The 4329-nt window shown below is 49.3% G+C and carries 6 protein-coding genes; 3 read left to right on the top strand and 3 right to left on the bottom strand.

Translation table 11 applies throughout. The annotated features are described in order from the left end of the window. Nucleotides 1-251: 251 nt before the first annotated feature. Nucleotides 252-650, top strand: coding sequence for a hypothetical protein (locus tag KDK19_RS12375; protein WP_257254836.1), 399 nt, complete (start codon nucleotides 252-254; stop codon nucleotides 648-650). A 60-nt stretch (nucleotides 651-710) separates the two neighbouring features. Beyond that, entirely contained in the window at nucleotides 711-1487 is a 777-nt protein-coding gene (locus KDK19_RS12370) for a class II glutamine amidotransferase (RefSeq protein WP_257254837.1), read from the top strand. Nucleotides 1488-1529: 42 nt separating this feature from the next. Here the strand turns inward: KDK19_RS12370 and KDK19_RS12365 are convergent, their stop codons facing one another. The 3 genes from KDK19_RS12365 to KDK19_RS12355 are packed head-to-tail and all read right to left on the bottom strand — an operon-like array spanning nucleotide 1530 to nucleotide 3983. Then, nucleotides 1530-2579 (bottom strand): potassium channel family protein, encoded by a 1050-nt coding sequence (locus KDK19_RS12365; protein WP_257254838.1) that lies wholly within the window; start codon nucleotides 2577-2579, stop codon nucleotides 1530-1532. A 22-nt stretch (nucleotides 2580-2601) separates the two neighbouring features. Beyond that, on the bottom strand, nucleotides 2602-3051 hold the full coding sequence (locus KDK19_RS12360) for an NfeD family protein (RefSeq protein ID WP_257254839.1): 450 nt from the start codon (nucleotides 3049-3051) through the stop codon (nucleotides 2602-2604). A gap of 17 nt (nucleotides 3052-3068) precedes the next feature. Then, nucleotides 3069-3983: an SPFH domain-containing protein gene (locus KDK19_RS12355; protein ID WP_257254840.1), complete on the bottom strand. Its 915-nt coding sequence runs from the start codon at nucleotides 3981-3983 to the stop codon at nucleotides 3069-3071. 217 nt (nucleotides 3984-4200) lie between these two features. On the opposite strand from KDK19_RS12355, the gene KDK19_RS12350 reads away from it, so the two are divergent. Next, the coding region (locus KDK19_RS12350; RefSeq protein ID WP_257292081.1) for an ATP-binding protein at nucleotides 4201-4329 on the top strand (129 nt) is incomplete at its 3' end.

Genomic DNA, 4329 nt, shown 5'->3' with positions numbered 1-4329 from the left:
GACAGCGAAATCAACACCAGCCTCTGGCCCGGAAAAGATCAAAATGCCGAAAACATATGTTAAAGTGGCCTCAACTTGAGACTCTATGACTGCTTCGGGCTCAGCGTTCACTGGTTAACACCAGCATTAATATAGACTAATGTTTCAGTTTTATCGGCCGGCACCTCAGGATCGACCACCTGAATTTTTCTTATCGGCTTTTTTCATTCCAGCTTGGGCTTTACCCGGTGCCATCGCCAATAGGAGAAAGGATGACAAGTTCACAATTTATACTAGGCTGGGCAGCCTACCTGGCAGGTGCAACGGGTTGTCTGGTGTCCCTGATTATGATTACGGGAAGACTGCCGGTCCGCTTCAGGCGTTTATTATGTTTAACAACCGCCGTCCTGCTTTATACACCCTGGTGGTTAACCAGAGGTTCCGATCTGCTTTCTCCTGCACTGTTGACGATGGTATACGATGGCATGACCCACGGCTTTGAAACCATGACCAGAGCAGGACTGATCACTGCGATCACCGCTGGGTCGGCGGCTCTGGTTGCCATTATTCTGCCGGTAAAAAAAACAGGTAAAGACAAGAAAACAAATGAACAAGCACCAGAGCCTTCTGGCAACCGGAAACAATCCAAAAGGCAGGAACCCACCTGTTGATCAAATTTCGTGCCCCCTGGGACGGAAAGTGCGAAGAAACAATAAGAACGGACCGTTGAAATGTGTGAACTGCTGGGCATGAGTGCCAATACACCAACCGATATCTGCTTCAGTTTCAGTGGTTTGATGCAGAGAGGTGGACGCACCGGTCCCCACAGTGATGGCTGGGGTATCGTCTTTTATGAGGGAGCGGGGGTCCGTGAATTTCGAGACCCCCATCCCAGCTGTAAGTCAGAAATTGCCAGGCTGGTCAGGAATTATCCGATCAAGAGCGATATTGTGATCAGCCATATCCGTCAGGCGAATGCCGGACGGGTTGCTCTGGAAAACACCCACCCTTTTACCCGGGAGTTCTGGGGACGAAACTGGACCTTTGCTCATAATGGCCAGCTTAAAGGCATCAAGAAAAAACCGCTTTGCTATTACCGTCCCGTAGGCACCACTGACAGCGAATATGCCTTTTGTTGGCTAATGTGCAAGCTCAGGGAACGCTTTCCCAGCCCCCCTGCCCGGGCTGCAACACTGCATCGCTATATCCACAAGCTGGCACTGGAACTAAGAGAGCTGGGAGTGTTCAATATGTTGTTAACGGATTCAAAACACCTTTATTGTTTCTGCTCAACCAAACTAAGCTGGATCACCCGGAAGGCGCCTTTTGAAAAAGCGACTTTGAAGGATGATACGTTGAGTGTTGATTTTAAGCAGGTGACAACAAAAAACGATGTTGTCACCGTAGTCGCCACCGAACCCCTGACCACCAACGAGAACTGGAACATTATGAAATCCGGAGAGTTCATTGCGTTCCGGAAAGGCCAGGTTCATTACCACCATGAGTGAATCAATGACCCGGATCTCCCCATCACGGATCCGGATAGGGATTTATTCATGAATATCGCTCCAGCGAACTTCTCCGGAGCGAATTCTCTGTGCCGACATGTAATACACCAGTTGACCTGCCCTGACTCGCTGTTCACCATTGGGGTTAAGAACCAGATCATCACCGGTAGCCGTTTCAGCGACTCCCAGAACAATAGCTTCATGCTGTTTCTTCATAAATTCCAGCAATCGATTGAAACTCACTCCACCAAAGTCTTCAGGGACTTTAACACTGTATTGTGTCGGACCAATCAGTGTTGACAGCAACTGTCCCTGGATGCGAGATGAACCAGGGTCCTGGGCTGATCGCACCAGCATTTCCATGGAAACACTGGTATGGCATTCCACTTGCGGACAATGGGACTTGAGCAGTTTTACCATATGTTCCCGTTCGAACCAGGCCACGATATGGGCGGATTTGGTCAGTGCCGTCACGGTCAGACAACTAGTCAGTGTCTTGTCATCGTTGGAACGGTAGATGATGACCCGGTCGGCGGCGGTCACTCCTGCCCGGCTGAGCAGCTCATAATCACTCAAACTCTTACCCTGAATGAACAACACCTGATCAGGAAAAGGGTTATCCATTTCTTCTGTGGCACAGAGTACCACCTTACGGTCTTCTCTGCGGATATCCCCAAAAATTAGTTTAATCATTTTGGCTGTCCTTTCGGGATGCCAGCCCAGAATCACGATATGCCCGGTCAATGTTGAATAATCGCCTTTCCCCTTCATGTCCTTTCTCCATAGTTCAACAAAAAATGAAGACAGTTTGCCGAGAAAACCGGCAAAAACCACTAAGCCGCCCGGCATGACCAAGAGTGAAGCAACCATTTTTCCGCCCGATGTCTGTGGGCTGAAATCACCATAACCCACCGTAGTCGCCGTTGTCACAAAATAATAAAACCAGGTCTCCGGAGCACTCAGTTCGGCTTCTCCGGACAGAAACATTAACAACCAGCTGCCAAGAAATAGCAGTAGCAAAAGAACAAGCAGAGCTAGCCAGCTCAACTTCATCAGATTCTGACTAATAAAATGCAGGCTTGTCTTCAGCATTCCCAATGCCTGTCCTCCATGTTCAGCTACGTCTATCGATCAGAAGTGTCATCCCCTCTGTGCCGGTGACGATCACTGAGCAGCCTTTCTCAAGATCTCCGGGCGCTTTCACGGACCAAAGGGTATCACCTATCCGGATCTTCCCTTGTCCGCCTGGCAGGTCATTTTCCAGAACCAGCACCCGACCGATCAATTGGGCAGAACGCTGGTTCAGCTGAGGGTAATCACTTTTTTCATTCACCCGGCGGAAAAACTTCCAGTAAGCCACTGTAAAGACCAGGCTGCCCAGTGCAAACCAGACCAACTGCCAGGCCCAGCTTGTTTCAGGTAGCTGCCATACTATCGCTGCCAATAATAAAGCCGCTGCAGCACTGCCCAGAAGGAAGCCACCTGCCCCAAGAGCTTCCAGCCCCAGGCACAGAAACATAACGATCAGCCAGTGCCAGGGTTGAAGAGTGTTCAGAAAGTTCATTGATCAATCAGATCCTCTCAGGGTGTTTTCTTCAAGTCATCCACGAGTTCTTTAATACCCGCCAGCGAACCAATCACATTACCAGCTTCAAGCGGCATCATGATGGTCTTGCTGTTCTCCGCAGCAGCAACAGATTGCAATGCATCCACGTATTTTTGCGCAACAAAATAATTAATAGCCCGGGCGTCCCCGTTAGTAATAGCCTGGGAAACCACCTCAGTTGCCCGTGCTTCCGCCTCCGCCAGTCTTTCTCTGGCTTCAGCTTCTCTCTTGGCTGCTTCCAGTTCTCCTTCTGCTTGCAGAATCTGAGCCTGCTTTTCACCCTCTGCGACCTTAATAGCAGCTTCCCGGCTGCCCTCTGCTTCGAGTATTTGAGCCCTTTTCTCACGCTCCGCTTTCATCTGGCGAGCCATCGACTCCACAAGATCACCCGGAGGAGCAATATCCCGAATCTCGATTCGAGTCACTTTCACCCCCCAGGGACTGGTGGCTTCATCAACCTTGACCAGCAGCATGTTGTTGATACGGTCACGGTTGGACAGCATCTCATCCAGTTCCATAGACCCGAGAACAGCACGAATGTTTGTCATCACCAGATTTTGCATCGCCCGATAGAGTTCATTGACCTCATAGGACGCACGAACGGCATCCTGCACCTGGTAAAAGCAAACGGCGTCTGTCGTTACCTGAGCATTATCGGAAGAGATAATTTCCTGTGAAGGTATATCAAGAACCTGCTCCATCATATTGATTTTCTTACCAACCCTATCAACGATAGGCACTATGACGTGCAGACCGGGAGAAAGTGTTCGGGTGTACTTACCGAAACGTTCTACAGTGTAATGAAAGCCCTGTGGAACCATTCTGACACCAGTACCAATCAGCACAGCGATCAGAACTACCAGTGCAATGGCTGTAAACTCAAAACCCATTTAGTCGCTCCTTCACCTGAAAAGTATGATCAATCCAGCAAACAGTCTGACAGAAAAAATCAGCAATGTCCTAAATCTGTCGTTCTCTCAAAGGACAGAGAGATCCTTGATCGATGCCATCGCCGATCAGACAAAATATAAAATAAGTATTCACAGCAGCTACAAACCTCGTTAGAGTGCTGACAGAACTCTAACATCAAGAAATCCGATTGTGATCATGAAATTCGATTCTACCGACAGTTATATCGCAACCAGTGAACTGAAAACCGCTGTGAATGCCGCCATTGCCCTGCAACGTCCTCTGCTGATCAAGGGCGAACCCGGAACCGGAAAAACCATGCTCGCA

This window comes from Endozoicomonas sp. ONNA1 (assembly GCF_024606325.1).
Taxonomy (GTDB): Bacteria; Pseudomonadota; Gammaproteobacteria; order Pseudomonadales; family Endozoicomonadaceae; genus Endozoicomonas_A.
This window is presented reverse-complemented; position numbering and strand designations above follow the sequence as displayed.